Genomic DNA, 16,917 nt, shown 5'->3' with positions numbered 1-16,917 from the left:
CCACCAGAATCCGTGGCGGCCGCCGGCCCCCACATCTGCCATTCGGCCGATATCGGACCTGGTAGCGGCCGTGGCAAACTGCGACCCGTGACGATACGGCTGCTCATCGCGGACGACCAGGAGATGGTCCGCCGCGGCATGCGCCGGATCCTCGAGCACCAGCCCGACCTCAGCGTGGTCGGCGAGGCGCCCGACGGCGTGGCCGCGCTCGACGCGGTCCGTGCGCTCGAGCCCGACGTGGCATTGGTCGACATCCGGATGCCCCGCATGGACGGGCTCGAGGTCACGCGGCGGCTGTCGGGGAGCACCACCAAGGTCGTCGTGGTGACGACCTTCGACCTCGACGAGTACGTCTATCCGGCGCTGCGCCACGGCGCCTCGGGCTTCCTGCTCAAGAGCGCGGGCCCCGCGCTGCTGGTCGAGGCGGTCAGGGCGGCCGTGGCGGGCGACAGCCTGATCAGCCCGTCCATCACGGTGCGCCTGCTGCGGCACCTGGCGGCGCCCTCCCCGGCGACCCACCGGACGCCGCTGACCATGCGCGAGATCGAGATCGCCGGGCAGGTGGCGGCCGGCCGTACCAACGCCGACATCGCCGCCGAGCTGTTCATCTCACCCGGCACGGTCAAGACGCACATCGCCAGCATCCAGCGCAAACTCGGCGTCCGTAACCGGGTGGGCATCGCCATCAAGGCGTGGGAGATGGGCTACGCGGCCGATGCGTGAGCGGTGGCTGTGGTACGGCGCCGCCGTGGTGGCGGTGCTGGTCCCGACGCTGGTGATGCAGCCTGGCGCGCTGCCGATCGGCTGCTCGGCCGCCGCGGCGGTGGCCGCGGCGATCCGGCCGCCCAGGCGGGTGTGGATCGTGGTCGCGCTGTCGGCCCTCTCGCTGGTTGCCGGCCTGCTGCACCGGGGGCCGCTCGGGCTCGCGTCGGTGCTGGGGGTCGTGGAGGTGGGCGGCCTGCTGGTGCTCACCGCCAGGCTGGCCCGCTGCAGGCCGGTCCTCGAGGTCGTGGTCGCCGGGCTCGCCATCGAGGCGGCCATGGCCGGGTTCGCCCTGCGTTCCACGTTGCGCCTGCCCGTGCCGACCTGGACGGAGTCGCTCACGGGGGTGGCCGTCGCCTCCGCCTGCCTCGGCGGCGCGCTCGGCGTCGGCCTCTACCTGCGCTCGCTGGACCTACGGCGCGCCCGCGCGGTCGTCGAGGCGCGGCGCGCACAGCGCCTGGAGGTGGCCCGCGACCTGCACGACTTCGTGGCGCACGAGGTGACGGGCATCGTGCTCGAGGCCCAGGCGGCCCAGCTCGGCGAGCTCGACCCGGCCGCCTACCGCCGCATCGAGGAGGCCGGGCTGCGGGCGCTGGCGTCGATGGACCACACCGTGCGCGTGCTGCGCCTGCCGGACGACGACCCGCCGCCCACCCGGGTGTACGGCCTGGCCGACCTGCCCGGGCTGGTCGGCCGCTTCGGCGCCACCGGGACCGCGCACGCGGCCCTGCACCTGGATCCCGGGCTCGAGCTGCCGCGGGAGCTCGAGGCCATGGTCCACCACACGGTCCTGGAGGCGCTGACGAACGTCCGCCGTCACGCCGGTACGGCGAGCCAGGTGACCGTGTCCGTCACCCGCGTCCCAGGCCCCGCCGTGGAGGTGTCGATCACCGACACGGGCGCCGCCTGCGGCCCCCGGTCCCGCCGCGGCGGCGGCACCGGATTGGACGGCCTCCGCGAACGGGCCGGAACCCTCGGCGGCGTGGTCACGGCGGGCCCGCACGGGCCTGGCTGGCGGGTCGTCTGCCGCCTGCCGTACTGAAGGCGCCCGTAAGCGGGAGGCGATGTCGAGGGCGGCGCCGGCCTGGTCGGCCAGGGTGACCGCGACCAGGCGTGCCTGCAGGAGCGGGACGTTGCCGGGGGTCGGGTCGAGCATGAACCGCCCGTAGTAGTGGCCGTTCCCGACGACGCGCAGCTCGACCTCCGTCTCCGGCAGGCCGAGCCGGTCGGCGTCCCAGTGCCTGCGGCCCCAGGCCACGCTGCCGTCCTGGTCGAGGCGCGGCGGGTGACCGAGCAGGCTGCCGTACTCGAAACGGCAGCCGCGCAGGCCGAGCACCTCGGTGAGCTGGCCCCTGACGTGCTCGACCACCGTGTCGGCGCCGTAGGAGGACTGGGCCAGTTCGGCGGTGTCGTGGATGCGCCGCATGTAGTCGGCGTCGGTGATGGTGATCACCCGCAGCCTGCGGGCGTAGGCGGCCAGTTGCGAGACCGCGAGACCCACCACGAGCAGCAGGACCGCCGTCTGGAGGTCCGCCGCCTTGGAGATGGCCAGTTCCTGGTAGGGCTGGGTGAAGAAGAAGTCGAACCACAGCGCGGCCGACACCGCGGCCACCGCGCCCGCCACGCGCCTGCCCAGGGCGGCCACCGCGACCACGACCGCGACCATGATCAACGCCACGCTGGTGTTCGGCACCCCGTCGCGGAACGGCAGCAGCACCAGCGACACGACGAGCGGCGCCACCAGCGCGAGCAGCAGCACGATGAGATCTGTGCCCAGGTAATGGCGCATCGCGACCTACCCCCTCAGGCCATCATGCCAGGTCACCGAGGCGTGCCCCGCCGGGGTCAGCCGGATCGGCGGGCGCGGTAGCCGGCGACCTTGGCCTGGTTGCCGCAGCGCTCCATGGAGCACCAGCGGCGGCGCCGGGCCTGGGAGTCGTCGAGGAACAGCAGCGAGCAGTCCGGGTTCTCGCACTTCTTGACCCGCTTCATGAGCGGCCCGCCGGCCAGCAGGATGGCGTCGCGCGCCACGGCCGACAGCGCGGCCCGCACGCCTTCGTCCGCCCGCCAGCGCACGTCCCCCTCGCCGAGCTGGGGCGTCAGGTCCGGTGGCCGGGCGGCCGCGTTGACCGCCGCCACATCGCCCGGGTCCGGCCGCTGCCCTCGCATGGCGGCGGTCAGGACGCGGTACAGCGCCTCACGCAGGGTGCGGGCCTCCGTCAGGTCCGCCGCGGAGATCTCGTACGGCTCGGCCGGTCCGTAGGCCTGGCCGATCCACCGCCGCAACGCCTCAGGATCGGGCAGCCGTTCGACCGGAACGGCGTGCCGCCTGCCCAGCGTGGCGACGAAGTTCAGGCTCGGCCGCCCGCCGATGAAGGGGAACATGCCTCCGATCATACCCGCTTGACACCGATTCAACAGGTGTCGCAGGATGTAACCCCTTCAACAAGTGACAGGAGTCGACATGCGCGTGGTGCGGATCGAGAAGTTCGGCGGGCCCGAGGTCCTGGTGCCGGGAGAAGCCCCCGATCCGGTGGCGGGCCCAGGCCAGGTACTGGTACGGCTGGCCGCGGCCAGCGTGAACCGCGCCGACGTGCTCATCCGGTCGGGCGCCTACCACCGGGCCAGGCGGCCGCCCCTGATCCCCGGCATGGACGGGGCGGGGACCGTGGTGTCGGTGGGCGAAGGCGTGACGGACGTCCTCCCCGGCCAGCGGGTGATGGGCCTGGGCCGCGAGCTGTACGCCGAACTCGCCGCGATCCCCGCCGGCCACCTGGCGGTGCTGCCTGACGAGGTCGACCTGACGGTGGCCGCCGCGGTCCCGTCGGTCTGGATCACCGCCTGGTACTGCCTGCACCGCCTGGCCGGGATCGCCAAGGGTGAGACCGTGGTGGTCCACGCCGCCGCCAGCGGGGTCGGGACCGCGGCCGTGCAGGTCGCGGCCGAGGCGGGCGCCCGGGTCATCGCCGTGGCCGGGACCCGGGAGAAGGCCGCCTGGGCCGCCTCGTTCGGCGCCGTTCCCGCGACCGGCGAGGAGGAGGTCGCCGCGCTGACGGACGGCCGAGGCGCCGACGTCGTGATCGACGCGGTCGGCGGGCCCGTGTTCGCCCAGAGCCTGCGCCAGGTCGCCTACGGCGGGCGCGTCGTGGCCCTGGCCAACGTCGCGCTCGAGCCGAGCCTGATCGACACGCGCGACTTCTATCCCAAGAACGCCACGATCCGCGGCTTCCAGCTCACCAACCTGATGAACCACGGCTACGTACCCCGCGAGGACCTCCAGGAGATCGCGGCCCGGATCGCCTCGGGCGCCTACCGGGTGCCGATCGAGGCCCGATTCCCCCTGGAGCAGGCCGCCGAGGCGCACCGACGCCTGGAGCAGCGCACCACCAGGGGCAAGCTCGTCCTCACCATGGATTCTGTACCTACTAGTATGTACGGTGGAGTCTGATCTGAAAGGACGTAACCCATGCCCTTCGTTCGCATCGACGCCCTCCGCGCAGACGACAAGCGCCTGGAGGCCCTCGGCCGGGCCGTGCACGACGCCCTGGTGGAGGCCATCGGCATCCCGCCGGACGACCTGTTCCAGGTACTCAACGGCCACGACGGCCCCCAGCGCCTGTTCCGCTACGACGACGGCTACCTCGGCATCCACCGGGACGACGACCTCGTCTTCATCGCCATCACCATGCGCTCAGGCCGCACCCCGGCCCAGAAGCAGTCCCTCTACCGCACAATCGCCGACCTGGCCCAGCAGTACGCCGGCACCGACCCCCGCAACATCTTCGTCACCATCACCGAGAACGAACCCCTCGACTGGTCCTTCGGCAACGGCATCGCCCAGTACGCACCGTAGGAGCCTGAGGAATTTCAGGAGGGCTGTCCGGATCGGTGGGGGGCGTTCGTCAGGATGGTGACAGCGCAGAGCGAGGAGGACAGCGATGAAGTACATGATGTTCGTCTGCACGGATGGCGAGCCTGACACCGATACCGCGCCCGAGCCGGACATCGATGTGTGGGTCGCCGAGAACGATGCCGCCGGGCGGCGGTTGCAGGGGAGCGTGCTGGCGCCGAAGTCGGCGGCCACGACCGTGCGGGTGCGCAATGGGCAGTTGCTGGTCGCGGACGGGCCGTTCACGGAGACCAAGGAGGTGATCGTGGGCTTCGATCTGCTCGAGTGCGCGGATCTTGACGAGGCGATCGAGGTCGCGCGGACTCACCCGATGGCACGCGGCGGGCGGCTCGAGATCCGACCGCTGGCCGACTTCGAGCAGTGACCGATCCCGCGCAGGCGGCCGCCACCGCGGCCGCCGACGCCTATCCCCGGATCGTGGCCACGCTCATCCGCGTCACGGGCGACTGGGGCCTGGCCGAGGACTGCGCGCAGGAGGCGCTGGCCACGGCCCTCGAGCGGTGGCCACGTGACGGGGTGCCCGCCAACCCGGGCGGGTGGCTGATGACGGTGGCCCGGAACCGGGCCCTGGACGTGCTGCGCCGTACCTCGGTCGAGCAGCGCAAGCTCCGCGAACTGGCGGTGCTGGCCGTGACCGCGGCTACCGAGGAGCCCGAGCCGGAGGAGGAGGTCGTGGACGACCGGTTGCGGTTGATCTTCACCTGCTGCCATCCGGCGCTGGCGATGGAGGCGCGGGTGGCGCTGACCCTCAGGACGATCTGCGCCGTGCCGACCGCGGACATCGCGCGCGCGTTCCTGGTCAGCGAGTCGGCCATGACGCGGCGGCTGACCAGGGCCAAGACCAAGATCGCCGACGCGCGGATCCCGTACCGGGTGCCCGGCGGGGCGGCGCTGGGCGAGCGGCTGCCGGGGGTGCTGGCGGTGCTCTACCTGCTGTTCACCCACGGCTACAACGCCGACGGTGAACCGGCCTTCGCCGAGGAGGCGATCCGGCTGGCCCGGCTGCTGGCGCGGCTCATGCCCGCGCAGCCCGAGGCTGCGGCGCTGCTCGCGCTCTTCCTGCTGCAGCACTCCAGGCGCGAGGCCCGCCGCGACGCCGCCGGCGACCTGGTGCCGCTCGCCGGCCAGGACCGCTCCCGCTGGGACCACACCGCGATCGCCGAGGCCGTGACCATCCTCGCCGCCCTGGACGACGGGCAGGAGTACGGCGGGCCGTACGAGCTGCAGGCGCGCATCGCCGCCTGCCACGCCACCGCCGAGACGGCGGACGACACGGACTGGGCCAGGATCGCCGGCTGCTACGACCGGCTCGCCGAGCTGCAGCCGAGCCCGGTGATCGAGCTGAACCGGGCCGTGGCCCACGGTTACGCCCACGGGCCTGCCGCCGGGCTGGAACTGCTCGAACAGGCCAGGAGGGGCGGCGCCCTCGACAACTACCCGCTGGCCCTGGCCGCCGAGGCGGACCTCACGGCCCGCGCGGGCGACAGCGAGCGCGCCGCCACCCTCTTCCTCCAGGCGGCCGAGCGGACGCACGGCGAGTCGGAACGCCGGGCCCTCGTCACCCGGGCAGCGGAACTGCTCGCGCCCTGACGCGGCTGCCCAGGAGCACCAGCAGGACGACCATCACCACGCCGAGCGCGGCGAGCCCGAGCCGGTCGGCCGGGGTGTCGGCGTTGGCGATCAGGCCGAAGGCGGTGTGCGCGACCAGCGCCCCACCGGCCAGGGCGAGGAGCTCCAGGTCGCCGAGCCGCCGGCGGCGCAGCAGCCAGACGGCGCCCACGCCAAGCACCGCGGCCGCCGCCATTGGCGCCCACACCCACGCGCCGCGGGTGAACGCGGGGTGGGCCGCCCCGCCGAAGGGGAACAGCAGCGCCAGGTAGGCGAACGCCGCCACACCGCCGAACACCGCGGCGCCCCAGGCGGGGACCGGCCACGAGCCGCCCGGCTGCGCAGCTCCCACCAGACCCGCCACCACCAGTACCGCGACGGCCACCACACAACCCACCACGACCACGGCGGGCGCCTGGTATCCGGGGTCCATGGCCGGCGGGACGCTCAGCCGTACCAGCAGGGCGCCGAGCACGAAGATCACCCCGGTCACGATCATCCCAGGACGCCCCAGGTAGGGGCGGTCGCGGAGAGCGGGGAAGATCAGGTCGACCAGCAGGATCGGGATGGCGGCGCTGAACACCGCGTGGTAGGGGATCATGAGCTCGGCGTAGGCGCTGTTCAAGCCGAGGATCCGCGGCGCCCAGCCGGCCGCGCCGTACAGCGTGGGACTGCTGAGCGCCTGCAGTGCCAGGCCCTCCTCGACGACGCCGTAGGCGGCGCCGAGCAGCAGGACGCCGCGCCAGCCGGTCCCCGCCCGCCGTACCAGCTCGCGGATGAGGACGGTGCCCGCGCCGTAGAGAGGGATCCAGAGCGGCAGCAGCCAGATCTGGCGGATCGACGGGTTGCCGAGCGTGAACTCGGCCACGAGCGGGGTGATGACCGCGAGGATCAGCGCGGCCCAACGGGGATTCATGGTCCAACGGTGGCCGCCGGAGGCAGGCGCGCGCTGCTGACCGAAGTCCGGACCGTGGCAACCCAGGTGACAATCGGGAGATGCTTCCAGATGTACGGCCGGGCCCCCCGCGCACCCGCAGGGACCGAGCGGTGGCGGTGGGCGGCTTCGTCTGCGCGGTGGCCGGTGCCGCCGCGGTCGTGTGGGGTGACCGCGGCGCCTATCTGCTCGCGGACGTGGTGGGCGGCGCCCTGGCGTGCGTGCTGCTGTGGTGGTCGCGCAGGTGGCCTGCCTCGGTGGCGCTGGCCGTGGTGGCGCTGTCGGTGCCCGCGGCGGCGGCCTCGGTGGCGGCGGGCATCGCGACGCTGGTCGCCGCGCTCTACCGCAGGCCCGCCGTGGCGATGGCGGTCGGCGCGGCGGGGGTGGCGGCGACGCTGGCCAGGTTCTGGCTGCGCCCGCCCGGGGTGGCGCCCTATGCGGTGTGGGCGCTGGTCGCGGTGCTGTTCGGGTGCGCGCTGACCGGATGGGGAATGCTCGCGCGGGCCCGCCGCGAGCTGATGCTGTCGCTGCTCGAGCGAGCCCGCAGGGCGGAGGCGGAGCAGGAACTGGCCCGCCAGACGGAGCGGCTGGCGATCGCCCGCGAGATGCACGACGTGCTGGCGCACCGGCTGTCGCTGCTGGCGCTGCACGCGGGCGCGCTGGAGTTCAACGCGCAGGCCGACCCCGGCGAGGTGAACGAGGCCGCCAGGGTCGTCCGCTCGAACGCGCACCAGGCACTGCAGGAGCTGCGCGCCGTCGTCTCGGTGCTGCGCGAGACCCCGGACGACCTCGATGCCCTGATCGAGGAGTCGCGCGGGGCCGGCATGCGGATCGACTTCGACGGCGGCGGGCTCCGCCTGCCCGCCGCCACGGCCCGGGCCGCCTACCGCATCGTCCAGGAGGGCCTCACCAACGCCCGCAAGCACGCGCCCGGCCGTCCCGTAACGGTCCGGCTCGACGGTACGGCGGGCCAGGGCGTGACCGTCGAGGTACGCAATCCGCTGGACGGCACACGCGCCGACGGCGCCGGGTCCGGGCTGGCCGGGCTGAGGGAGCGAGCCGCGCTGGCGGGCGGCAAGGTGGAGCGGGCAGGGGCGTCCGACGGCGAGTTCCGGCTGATCGTCTGGCTACCATGGCCGCTGTGAGCCCCATTCGCGTGCTGATCGTGGACGACGACCCGCTGGTCAGATCCGGGCTGTCGCTGATGCTCAGGGGCGCGGACGACCTGCTGGTGGTCGGCGGCGTGGGCGACGGCGCGGACGTGCCGGCCGCGGTCGAGGCCCACGCGCCGGACGTGGTGCTCATGGACCTCCGGATGCCAGGACTGAACGGCATCGACGCCACCCGGCTGCTGCGCGGGCGCGCCGAGCCGCCGCACGTGCTCGTCCTGACCACCTTCGACGCCGACGAGCTGGTGTTCGGCGCGTTGCAGGCGGGCGCGAGCGGGTTCCTGCTGAAGGACACCCCGCCGGAGGGCATCGTGGAGGCCGTCCGGCGGGTCGTCTCGGGCGAGCCGGTCCTGTCGCCCTCGGTCACCCGTCGACTGATCGCCCACCTCGTGCCCGAGGAGCAGGCCCGGCGGCGGGCCGACGCCGAGCGGATGCTGGCCAGGCTCAGTGTCCGCGAGCGCGAGGTCGCCGTGGCGGTCGGCCAGGGCAAGGCGAACGCGGACATCGCCGCGGAGCTGCACATGAGCGTCGGCACCGTGAAGGGCTACATCTCCCGGATCCTCACCAAGACCGGCCTGGCGAACCGGGTCCAGCTGGCCCTGGTCGTGCACGGGATCAGCATGCGGGCGGGGTGACTCACCCGCTGTTGTCCGGGGTGCGGTCGCCCGCCGGGGGCCAGACGAACAGCTCGCCGAGGGCGTGCAGGAGGCGGGCGTCGCCGGTGGCGCGGGCGGTGCCGTCGGCGAGGGCCTCGGCGAGGGTGGTACGGCGGGCGGCGATGCCGACCAGGACGTCCTGGCCGGCTTCCACGACGACGTCCGGGCGCTGGGCCGGGCCGTGCACGGTGTCGATGCGGCCGTCGTCGACGTCGACGTGGAACAGCTCGTCGTCCACGCGGAACTCGTAGACGGCGCGCAGCCCGGCCGCCGCCTCGGGGACGAAGCAGGAGCGCATCCCCAGGACCGCCCAGCCCGGGTGGAACGACTCCTCCTCGTGCCGCTCCCCCATCGCCCACTTCGTGCCCCACCGGGCCAGGGCCATCACGGCGGGCTCCAGCTCGCGGCCCGCCTCGGTGAGCTCGTAGGCGGGGGTGCGCGCCGGGGGCGGGAGCGTGACGCGGCGGGCCAGGCCCTCGCGTTCGAGGTGCTTCAGCCGGGCTGACAGCAGGCCCGTGCCCAGGCCGCGCAGGCTCTTCTGCAGGTCGCCGAAGCGTTTGGGGCCGGTCAGCAGCTCGCGGACCAGCAGCAGCGTCCACCGCTCGCCGATGATGTCCAGGGTGCGGGCGGTGGCGCAGAACTGGTTGTACGATCGCTGGTCCACTTCACTACTGTAATGCGCGCACTTCCTGATCCCGAACCTTGAGCAGGACATCCGCGAGCAGCGCCGGATCGGTGATCATGACGTCGTGTGGGCCGACGATGGGCACCGGCCGGTAGCCGAGCGCTTGGACGAAGTCGGCGAACGGTATGCGCGATTCGATCCCGTAGACGCCCGTGCCAGGGATCCGGTCGACCGCGCCGGTCAGGCGGGTGGCGTCGGTGAAGGTCCGCAGCGGGTGCGGGCGCATCCGTTCCTCCACCCACCGCGCGTCGTCCGGGTCGGTGATGCCCACCTGTACGGCGGGCCAGGGCGGCAGTTCCCCGTCCACCGCGCTCGCCTGGAGGGCGTCGCGGAACCACGCGGGCGCCAGGGAGAACAGGCTCGCGCCGTCGGGCCCCGCCCACCCCTCCACGAGCACGAGGTGCGCGACCTGGCCGGGGCGGGTGTCGGCGGCCTGCCGTACCACCAGACCGCCGTAGCTGTGGCCGACGAGGACCACCGGCTCGTCCGCCGCGTCCAGCGCGGCCACCACCTCAGCCACGTGGTCGGCCAGCCCGACCTGGCTTCCGGACGACAGCTCGGGGACGAGCGTCCTGCCGAGCAGGGGGACGACGCGGTCCCAGGCCCAGGCTCCGTGCCAGGCGCCGTGGACGAGCATGAAGGCGGTCATCGGGTCTCCTCCTCGCGCAGCAGCGGCAGGACCCGTTCGGCGAACTCGACCAGCGCCTTGTCGTGGTCCTCGACGGCCAGGCGGACCACGAGGTGCCGGGCGCCGGCGGCGATGTAGCGGCCGAGCCAGAACGCCGCGCCTGCCGGGGTGCCCGCGTACATGGCCTGGATGGCGCCGACCGTCTCCAGCGAGGCGTCGTAGTAGCGCTCGATGCTGGTCCGCATCCGCTGCCGGGCGCGGTCGGGGCTGTCATCCAGGCACACGGTCGCGTACAGCGCGGGCGTGGCGGCCGCGCCGCCCGCGGTCCTGATCACCGCCAGCTCGTCGGCGTAGGTCTGCCAGGCGGGCGGGTACGGCAGCCAGCCGTCGGCGAGCCTGGCCACCCGCCGCAGCGCCGCCTCGCCGCCGCCGGCCAGCCAGACGGGCGGCCCCTCAGGCCGCACCGGCCGCGGCGCCACCTGCACGTCGTGGAAGGTGAAGTGCCGCCCTTCGAAGGACACCTCCTCCCCCGACCACAGCAGGCGCATCGCGGCGATCGTCTCCTCCAGCCGGCTCACCCGGGTCCTGTAGTCGACCCCGATCGCGTCGAACTGCGCCTGCGTGCGCGGGTTGGGGAACCCGGCGCCCAGGCCCGCGACCAGCCGGCCGCCGGAGAGCCTGTCCACCGTGGCGAGCTGGTGCGCGAGCGGGATCGGGTGGCGCAGCCCCGCGAGCAGCACGGCGGTCCCCAGCGTGATCCGTCCGGTCCTGGCCGCGATGGCGGCCAGGAGTGTCAGCACGTCGGCGCGCTGCCTGGTCACCGGGCTGTCGCCCGCCCACACGGAGTCGAAGCCGAGCTCCTCGGCCAGGCACGCGAGCTCCACCAGCGATCCGACGTCGTGGTCGCCGAGCGCGATCCGGTCGCGCGTGGGCAGCAGAAAACCGATCTCAGTCATGGCCCCAGACTAGGGCAGTACTTCCTGTTTTTGAAGTGTCACCTTCTAAATCAAGAAATTCGCTCTAGGGCGCCTGCTGGCGGTGGAGTTCGGAGTGCTTGTAGCTGTAGGTGAAGTAGATGACCAGGCCGATGAGGAACCAGATGATGAAGCGCAGCCACGTCACCGGGCTCAGGAAGGTGATCAGCCACAGCGAGAAGACGACGCCGATGGCCGGGGTGAACGGCATGCCTGGTGTGCGGAACGAGCGCGGCAGGTCGGGACGCCGGTAGCGCAGGACGATGACGGCGATGCAGACCACGACGAAGGCCAGCAGGATGCCGATGTTGGTCAGCTCCGCCGCTTCTCTGATCGGCAGGAACCCGGCGATGAGCGCGGAGACGGCGCCGACGATCCAGGTGATGCGGGTCGGCACCCGGCGCACCGGGTGGAGCTTGGCGAACCAGTGCGGCAGCAGCCCGTCACGGCTCATCGCGAACCACACGCGGGTGACGCCGAGCATGAAGGTGAACATGACGGTGAGGATGCCGACGATCGCGCCGACCGCGATGACGCCGGCCAGCTTGTCCAGCCCGACCGAGGCGAAGGCCGAGGAGAAGCCGCTCTCGGGATCGATGTCCTTGTAGTTCTGCATGCCGGTGAGCACCAGGCAGGCCAGCACGTACAGCACCATCGAGATGGCCAGCGAGTAGATGATCGCCTTGGGCATGTGGCGGCGGGAGTCCTTGGACTCCTCGGCGGCGGTGCTCATCGCGTCGTAGCCGAACACGGCGAAGAACACCGTGGCCGCGCCGGTGATGGCGCCGCTCACGCCGAACGGGAAGAACGGGACGTAGTTGGCCGGGTTGATGAAGAAGAACCCGACGATGATCACCACGAGCACCACCGCCACCTTCAGCGCGACGACGGTGGTCTCGAACCGCGCGGCGGTCTTGATGCCCTGGTTGAGCAGGAACGCGATGAGCAGGCACAGCAGCACCGCGAACAGGTCCACCTTGTGGCCCGGCCCGGTGCCCGGCGCGCCCAGCATCCAGGCGGGCAGGTGGATGCCCAGCTCGCCGACCAGGAAGCCGAAGTAGCCGGAGATGCCGATCGCCACGACCGCGACGATCGCCGTGTACTCCAGCAGCAGGTCCCAGCCGATGAACCAGCCGACGACCTCCCCCAGTACGGCATAGCCGTAGGTGTAGGCGGATCCGGCCTTCGGGATGAGCCCGGCGAACTCCGCGTAGGAGAACGCCGCGGCGGCGCTGGCCACGCCGGCGATGAGGAAGGAGATGACCACGGCGGGCCCGGCCGTCTCGTGGGCGACCGCGCCGGCCAGCGCGAAGATGCCGGCGCCGATGATGCCGCCGATGCCGATCGCGGTGAGCTGCCACAGGCCCAGCACCCGGGTCAGCTCTCCTTCATGTTCAGCGGCGATCTGTTCCACCGGCTTGCGCCGGAACACGCCCGAGCCGCCTCCGAACGAATGCTCCTCGCTGGCCATCCGTCTCGCCTCCCTGGTCACGACGCTGTGAGGGGATTGATTGCGAAGGTACCCATTTGGCAGCCATCCAGGCTTCGCGCACAGGCGGGCGGGGCTGGTGGGGTTGATGAGACGGAGGAACACTTTTGGGATGTGCGTGGCCTCCCGGGCGGTGGTGACCTGCGACACCGCCACGCCCACCGTCACGGGGACCGCCAACAGCGACTTCCTGCTGGGCACCGAGGGCGACGACGTGATCTTCGGCCTGGGCGGCAGTGACTACATCGACGGCCGGGGCGGCAACGATCTGCTGTGCGGCGGCACCGGCAATGACCACATCACCGGCGGCTTGGGCGACGACAGGCTCGAGGGAGGCACAGGCAGCGACTTCCTCGACGGTGGCGGCGGCACCAACACCAACGACGGCGGCGCGGGATGGGACTTCTGCATCAACCCGGTCGACGGCGTGAGCTGTCCCTGACGCTCATGAAAGGTCCCTCACGGCTCGTGGGGGACCTTCGCGTAGGGGCGGCGCGTCAGGGTGTCGTGGACCATGACGGTCAGGGTCACGATGTCGAAGACCGGCAGCCCGATCGCGGCCTGGATGGCGTGGGCGAACGGCACCAGGTCGGTGCACTCGATGAGCAGCGCCCCCATGTCCGGGTTGTCCTTGGCGAGCCGTTCCACCTGCCCGAGCACCTCGCGTTCCAGGCGGGGCGCGTCGAGGGTGTCGCGCCGTCCCTCGAGCATGACCTCGCGGAACTCCGGGCAGCCGGACATCCCGGTCACACAGACGGGCACGTGGTCGCCGCCGATCGCGGCCAGGTGCCGCGGGGTCAGCGCGGGCTCCTTGGCCACCAGCAGGCCGACCTTCTGGCAGGGCCGGAGCATCCGGTGGATCATCGGCAGCTGGATCAGGCTGGAGGCGAACACGGGGACGTTCACCGCGTCGGCCAGCCGCTCCTGGAAGAGCACGAGAAAGCCGCAGCCGCTGGTGATCGCGGCGGCGCCGCGGGCCTCCAGGTCCCTGGCCGCGGCGATGAACGGGTCGAGCAGCCGCGGATCGGCCTGGGTGACCACCCGCTCGGGCGTCGCCCCCTCGACCACCTGGTAGATCACCGGAAAGCCGAAGGTCGCTGGATTGCGGATGTGCCCGGGGATCTTGGTGAAGGTCGTCTCCAGGCACAGCACGCCGATCGGCTTCATCAGGGTCTCCTGCCGTACGAGAAGGGCGCCGGGTCGAGCTCCGGGGTGGCCCCGGTCAGCAACTGGGCGAGCAGCCTGCCCCCCACGGGCGCCAGGCCGAGCCCGATGTGCCCGTGCCCGCAGGCCAGCGCCACATTCCCGGAGGCTCTGCCGATGTACGGCAGGCTGTCGGGAGTGCAGGGACGCAGGCCGCTCCACGTCTGCACGGCAGGCGCGGGCGACAGGGCGGGCAGGTGGGCGCGCACGGTGCGCAGGATGCCCGCCACCCGGCGGGGCGAGATCGCGGTGGACATGCCGGACAGCTCCAGCGTCCCGCCGAGCCGCAGCCGGTCGCCGAGCGGCGTGACGGCGACCTTGCCCTCGCTCAGCAGCACCGGTCGCCGGGGCGCGTTGTCCGGGTTCTTCAGCGTGACGCTGTACCCCTTGGCCGGCTGGAGCATCAGCCGCAGCCCGAGCCGCCGGGCGATGGCGGCGGACCAGGCGCCCGCGGCGATGACGATCTCCTCCGCCCGCAGGTCGCCGCGGCTGGTCCGCACCCGCCTGACGTGCCGCCCGGCCGTTTCGAAGCCCAGGACCTCGGTGGACTCGAGCAGCTCGACCCCCATCCCGGCGAGCCTGTCGGCCAGTTCCCCGAGGAACTCGGGAACGCGCAGATAGGCGCCCTCCTCGTTGTAAAGCGCGCCGCTGATGTCGAACTCGACGCCGGGCTCGAGCTCGCTCAGCTCGCCGGGCGACAGCTCGCGCAGCGGCACGCCGTACTGGTTGAGCCGGGCCACCGTACTGCGGGCCTTGTCGAAGCCCTGTGGCGTCTTGAAGGCGATCACCATGCCGTCGGCGATGAGGGTGCCGGGGCCGCACAGGTCGCGCAGGATGGCCAGGCTGCGCTGCTTCATGTCGAGCAGGACGCGGGACGTCTCGGCGGCCGCCGAGGCGGTGCACAGGCGGCGGAAGCGCCACAGCCACGCGATCAGGGCGGGGTCGGGGCGCGGCTTGACGAAGAACGGGCTCTCGGGGTTCAGCAGCCAGCGCAGCCCCATGGCGGGCACGCCGGGCTCGGCCAGCGGGGCCGAACCCTGGGTGCCCACGAAACCGGTGTTGCCGTGCGAGCAGGACTGCGGGCCGCCGATCGGCCCCCGCTCGACCACGGTGACGGTGGCGCCGGCCGTACGCAGGAAGTAGGCGCAGAACAGGCCGGCGACACCGCCGCCGATGACCAGCACGTCGGGCATCTACAGGCTCACGACGAAGAAGTTGGTCGGCAGGTTGATCACGATCCGTTCGTAGATCTCCGCCATGAGCGTGATGCCGGGCTCGGCGAACGTGCCGGACGGGGGTTCGGCGAAGCGGATCACCGAGCGGCCGGCGTCGAACAGCAGCGCCCCGTGGCCGAAGTCGCCGACGATGGCCGTGCCCGGCTCGACCAGGCGGGTGCGGACGATGAAGACGCCGTTCCGCTCGACGTCGTCCATCAGGCGGCCCTCGCCCATGAAGGTGTAGTAGTCGACGGGGTTGATGATGAGGCCGTCGGCCGTGCCTCCCATCTGCTCCACCTCGTTGCACGCGGCCAGGATCGTCGAGACGAACGGACCCTTCGCGGTCATCCTGGCGATCCCCGGCAGGTTCAGCAGGCCGCCGGGGCCGCGGATGATCGTGTTGTTCTCGGCGGTGGCCAGGCGGACGATCAGCCGGTAGTTGATGAACTGCTCGAAGGTGTCGGTGTCCTGCCACAGGTCGGGCGGCACCTGCACCCAGGCGGTGGTAGGCAGCAGCTCGGGGATCGACGACTTGTGGAAGCGGCTGGCCGCCTCGCGGCGCACGTCGGCCTCGAACACCTCGGGGTCGCCGGGGTTCGGCGGGCTCTCGTGCCAGTAGAACGGCTGCGGGTCCCTGGACAGGTCCACGACCTTGAGCATGTTGCGCGCGGGGTAGCGCGGCTTGCGCCGGGAGCTGGTCAGCGAGTCGGTGATGGTCACATCGAACTCGAGCTCGGCCTCCAGGCCCTTGTCGGCGCAGGCCTCGGCGAACCTGCGCCCGGGCGACATCTCCTGCTTGCGCTGGGCCACGACCTCGGCCATGGTGCGCTTGATCTCCGGCTTCATGCCGTCCTCCGTTGGGGCTTGCGGGCGACGAAGACTCCCCAGCCGAACTCGCCCTGGTCGATGGCGACCTGGATCTCGCCGCACGACTCGGCGAAGGCGAGGATCCAGTCCTTGGCGGCCGGGTCCTGCGTGGTCTCCGCGCGCTCGCGGGCCATGGCGCCCAGCACGCGGTAGGTCTGCCTGATGTGGCTCTCCAGGTTGCGCGCCAGCAGGATCTCGAACCCGGCCCGCTCGAGCGCCGTCTGGTAGCCGACGAGCGAGTAGCCGCTGCTCCACTTCACGCGGTCGTAGACGTGCCGGCGCGCCCGCTCGCCTATCTCCTCGGCTGGCTGCAGGAAGTCGGAGAAGGCGAAGATCCCGCCCGGCCTGAGCACGCGCAGGACCTCGGCGTGGCTGCGCGGCTTGTCCGGCACCAGGAACAGCGCGTCCTGGCTGACCACATGGCTGAAGGTCCCCTCCGGGTACGGCATGGCCGTGGCCGAGCCGTGGCTGAACTCGATCCCGAGCCGCGGATCGGCCAGCGTCCTGGCGAACTTGATCCGCTCCAGGCTCAGGTCCAGCCCCTCCCCCTTGCACCCGTGCCGGGTGACCAGGTGGATCAGGAAGTTGCCGCAGCCGCATCCCACGTCAAGGACGTGCGAGGAGGCGTCGATGCCCGCCTCGGCCGCCATGATCTGCGAGGTGCGTTCGGCCGCCGCCCGGTAGTCCTGGTCGTCCTCGCCGGCGAAGTAGCCGGTGTGCAGGACGCCCTCGCTGTCCCAGAAACTCAGGTAGGTCTGGGTGGTCTGGTCGAAGAAGTCGCCGACGTCCTTTTCCGTGTACGTGCTCGACATCGC

19 protein-coding genes and 1 pseudogene are annotated in these 16,917 nt (G+C 72.2%); 9 read left to right on the top strand and 11 right to left on the bottom strand.

The features are described 5' to 3' along the window. Positions 1-87: 87 nt before the first annotated feature. Both KIK09_RS28755 and KIK09_RS28750 read left to right on the top strand, forming a co-directional pair. A complete protein-coding gene (locus KIK09_RS28755) occupies positions 88-723 on the top strand; it encodes a response regulator (protein WP_214322515.1) in 636 nt (211 codons plus the stop codon). Beyond that, the gene (locus tag KIK09_RS28750; protein WP_214322514.1) at positions 716-1,804 is read left to right on the top strand and encodes a sensor histidine kinase; all 1,089 of its coding nucleotides are present in this window, start codon (positions 716-718) and stop codon (positions 1,802-1,804) included. The genes KIK09_RS28755 and KIK09_RS28750 overlap by 8 nt, the downstream gene beginning before the upstream one ends. A gap of 474 nt (positions 1,805-2,278) precedes the next feature. On the opposite strand, the pseudogene KIK09_RS58035 reads toward KIK09_RS28750, so the two are convergent. Together KIK09_RS58035 and KIK09_RS28740 are read right to left on the bottom strand one after the other, a co-directional pair. Then, positions 2,279-2,551: pseudogene (locus tag KIK09_RS58035) on the bottom strand (DUF4118 domain-containing protein); the annotation flags it as partial. A gap of 56 nt (positions 2,552-2,607) precedes the next feature. Further along, a complete protein-coding gene (locus tag KIK09_RS28740; protein WP_214322513.1) occupies positions 2,608-3,147 on the bottom strand; it encodes a CGNR zinc finger domain-containing protein in 540 nt (179 codons plus the stop codon). A gap of 79 nt (positions 3,148-3,226) precedes the next feature. On the opposite strand from KIK09_RS28740, the gene KIK09_RS28735 reads away from it, so the two are divergent. From KIK09_RS28735 to KIK09_RS28720, 4 genes are all read left to right on the top strand, one after another. Further along, on the top strand, positions 3,227-4,210 hold the full coding sequence (locus tag KIK09_RS28735; RefSeq protein ID WP_214322512.1) for a quinone oxidoreductase family protein: 984 nt from the start codon (positions 3,227-3,229) through the stop codon (positions 4,208-4,210). Between the two features lie 18 nt (positions 4,211-4,228). Continuing rightward, entirely contained in the window at positions 4,229-4,615 is a 387-nt protein-coding gene (locus KIK09_RS28730; protein ID WP_214322511.1) for a tautomerase family protein, read from the top strand. An 85-nt stretch (positions 4,616-4,700) separates the two neighbouring features. Next, positions 4,701-5,036: a YciI family protein gene (locus KIK09_RS28725; protein ID WP_214322510.1), complete on the top strand. Its 336-nt coding sequence runs from the start codon at positions 4,701-4,703 to the stop codon at positions 5,034-5,036. Next, positions 5,033-6,262: an RNA polymerase sigma factor gene (locus KIK09_RS28720; RefSeq protein WP_214322509.1), complete on the top strand. Its 1,230-nt coding sequence runs from the start codon at positions 5,033-5,035 to the stop codon at positions 6,260-6,262. Before KIK09_RS28725 ends, KIK09_RS28720 begins: the two co-directional genes overlap by 4 nt. On the opposite strand, the gene KIK09_RS28715 is transcribed toward KIK09_RS28720, so the two are convergent. Further along, on the bottom strand, positions 6,231-7,196 hold the full coding sequence (locus KIK09_RS28715) for an AF_0692 family protein (protein WP_214322508.1): 966 nt from the start codon (positions 7,194-7,196) through the stop codon (positions 6,231-6,233). The genes KIK09_RS28720 and KIK09_RS28715 overlap by 32 nt on opposite strands. An 80-nt stretch (positions 7,197-7,276) precedes the next feature. On the opposite strand from KIK09_RS28715, the gene KIK09_RS28710 reads away from it, so the two are divergent. Further along, entirely contained in the window at positions 7,277-8,359 is a 1,083-nt protein-coding gene (locus KIK09_RS28710; RefSeq protein WP_214322507.1) for a sensor histidine kinase, read from the top strand. After that, the gene (locus KIK09_RS28705; RefSeq protein WP_214322506.1) at positions 8,347-9,018 is read left to right on the top strand and encodes a response regulator; all 672 of its coding nucleotides are present in this window, start codon (positions 8,347-8,349) and stop codon (positions 9,016-9,018) included. The genes KIK09_RS28710 and KIK09_RS28705 overlap by 13 nt, the downstream gene beginning before the upstream one ends. Position 9,019: 1 nt before the next feature. On the opposite strand, the gene KIK09_RS28700 is transcribed toward KIK09_RS28705, so the two are convergent. The 4 genes from KIK09_RS28700 to KIK09_RS28685 all read right to left on the bottom strand — a co-directional run bounded on the left by KIK09_RS28700 (position 9,020) and on the right by KIK09_RS28685 (position 12,797). Further along, a complete protein-coding gene (locus KIK09_RS28700) occupies positions 9,020-9,703 on the bottom strand; it encodes a winged helix-turn-helix transcriptional regulator (RefSeq protein WP_214322505.1) in 684 nt (227 codons plus the stop codon). Positions 9,704-9,707: 4 nt separating this feature from the next. Further along, the gene (locus KIK09_RS28695) at positions 9,708-10,373 is read right to left on the bottom strand and encodes an alpha/beta fold hydrolase (RefSeq protein ID WP_214322504.1); all 666 of its coding nucleotides are present in this window, start codon (positions 10,371-10,373) and stop codon (positions 9,708-9,710) included. Beyond that, positions 10,370-11,308, bottom strand: a complete 939-nt coding sequence (locus KIK09_RS28690; RefSeq protein ID WP_214322503.1) for an LLM class flavin-dependent oxidoreductase — start codon at positions 11,306-11,308, stop codon at positions 10,370-10,372. The genes KIK09_RS28695 and KIK09_RS28690 overlap by 4 nt, the downstream gene beginning before the upstream one ends. 64 nt (positions 11,309-11,372) lie before the next feature. Further along, complete coding sequence (locus KIK09_RS28685; protein ID WP_214322502.1) at positions 11,373-12,797, bottom strand: amino acid permease; 1,425 nt, start codon at positions 12,795-12,797, stop codon at positions 11,373-11,375. 130 nt (positions 12,798-12,927) lie between these two features. Between KIK09_RS28685 and KIK09_RS28680 the strand changes: the two genes are divergently transcribed. Continuing rightward, positions 12,928-13,257: a calcium-binding protein gene (locus KIK09_RS28680; protein WP_214322501.1), complete on the top strand. Its 330-nt coding sequence runs from the start codon at positions 12,928-12,930 to the stop codon at positions 13,255-13,257. Positions 13,258-13,274: 17 nt separating this feature from the next. Here KIK09_RS28680 and KIK09_RS28675 read toward each other — a convergent pair whose 3' ends face one another. The 4 genes from KIK09_RS28675 to KIK09_RS28660 are packed head-to-tail and all read right to left on the bottom strand — an operon-like array spanning position 13,275 to position 16,914. After that, positions 13,275-13,982, bottom strand: coding sequence for an aspartate/glutamate racemase family protein (locus tag KIK09_RS28675; RefSeq protein ID WP_214322500.1), 708 nt, complete (start codon positions 13,980-13,982; stop codon positions 13,275-13,277). Further along, positions 13,982-15,211, bottom strand: coding sequence for an NAD(P)/FAD-dependent oxidoreductase (locus KIK09_RS28670; protein ID WP_214322499.1), 1,230 nt, complete (start codon positions 15,209-15,211; stop codon positions 13,982-13,984). The genes KIK09_RS28675 and KIK09_RS28670 overlap by 1 nt, the downstream gene beginning before the upstream one ends. Next, positions 15,212-16,081: a family 3 encapsulin nanocompartment shell protein gene (locus tag KIK09_RS28665; RefSeq protein ID WP_214322498.1), complete on the bottom strand. Its 870-nt coding sequence runs from the start codon at positions 16,079-16,081 to the stop codon at positions 15,212-15,214. Then, complete coding sequence (locus KIK09_RS28660) at positions 16,078-16,914, bottom strand: class I SAM-dependent methyltransferase (protein WP_214322497.1); 837 nt, start codon at positions 16,912-16,914, stop codon at positions 16,078-16,080. The genes KIK09_RS28665 and KIK09_RS28660 overlap by 4 nt, the downstream gene beginning before the upstream one ends. Positions 16,915-16,917: the final 3 nt, after the last annotated feature.

Source organism: Nonomuraea sediminis, from assembly GCF_018531495.1.
Lineage (GTDB): Bacteria > Actinomycetota > Actinomycetes > Streptosporangiales > Streptosporangiaceae > Nonomuraea > Nonomuraea sediminis.
This window is presented reverse-complemented; position numbering and strand designations above follow the sequence as displayed.